The 1,156-nt window shown below is 51.6% G+C and carries 1 rRNA gene; it reads left to right on the forward strand.

Going from position 1 to position 1,156, the window contains the following annotated elements:
* A 23S ribosomal RNA gene (locus C6Y40_RS12370) occupies positions 1-1,156 on the forward strand; the annotation flags it as partial.

Here is a 1,156-nt window from a genome sequence, read left to right on the forward strand (position 1 = left end):
TAGGGGAGCCGTAGCGAAAGCGAGTGTTAACTGCGCGTCTAGTTGCTAGGTATAGACCCGAAACCCGGTGATCTAGCCATGGGCAGGTTGAAGGTTGAGTAACATCAACTGGAGGACCGAACCCACTAACGTTGAAAAGTTAGGGGATGACTTGTGGCTGGGGGTGAAAGGCCAATCAAACCGGGAGATAGCTGGTTCTCCCCGAAATCTATTTAGGTAGAGCCTCGGACGAATTCCATTGGGGGTAGAGCACTGTTAAGGCTAGGGGGTCATCCCGACTTACCAACCCTTTGCAAACTCCGAATACCAAAGAGAACTATCCGGGAGACACACGGCGGGTGCTAACGTCCGTCGTGAAGAGGGAAACAACCCAGACCGCCAGCTAAGGTCCCAAAATATTGCTAAGTGGGAAACGATGTGGGAAGGCCCAGACAGCTAGGAGGTTGGCTTAGAAGCAGCCACCCTTTAAAGAAAGCGTAATAGCTCACTAGTCGAGTCGGCCTGCGCGGAAGATGTAACGGGGCTAAGCAATATACCGAAGCTGCGGCAGCATGTTTACATGCTGGGTAGGGGAGCGTTCTGTAAGCCGCTGAAGGTGAACTGTGAAGTTTGCTGGAGGTATCAGAAGTGCGAATGCTGACATGAGTAACGATAATGCGGGTGAAAAACCCGCACGCCGGAAGACCAAGGTTTCCTGTCCCATGCTAATCAGGGCAGGGTAAGTCGGCCCCTAAGGCGAGGCAGAAATGCGTAGTCGATGGGAAACGGGTTAATATTCCCGTACTTATATAATCAGTGATGGAGGGACGGAGAAGGCTAAACAAGCTTGGCGTTGGTTGTCCAAGTGAAAGTGCGTAGGCTGAGAACTTAGGTAAATCCGGGTTCTTAAGGCTGAGAGACGAGACGAGCCACCAAGGTGGTGAAGTTGTTGATGCCCTGCTTCCAGGAAAAGCTTCTAAACTTATGATTATGTAAACCGTACCCCAAACCGACACAGGTGGTCAGGTAGAGAATACTAAGGCGCTTGAGAGAACTCGGGTAAAGGAACTCGGCAAAATTGTACCGTAACTTCGGGAGAAGGTACGCCCCTGACTGTGATGGAACTTGCTTCCTAAGCGGTCGGGGGTCGCAGTGACCAGGTGGCTGGGACTGTTTA

The sequence above is a fragment of the Marisediminitalea alba genome (genome assembly GCF_002993365.1).
Taxonomy (GTDB): Bacteria; Pseudomonadota; Gammaproteobacteria; order Enterobacterales; family Alteromonadaceae; genus Alteromonas; species Alteromonas alba.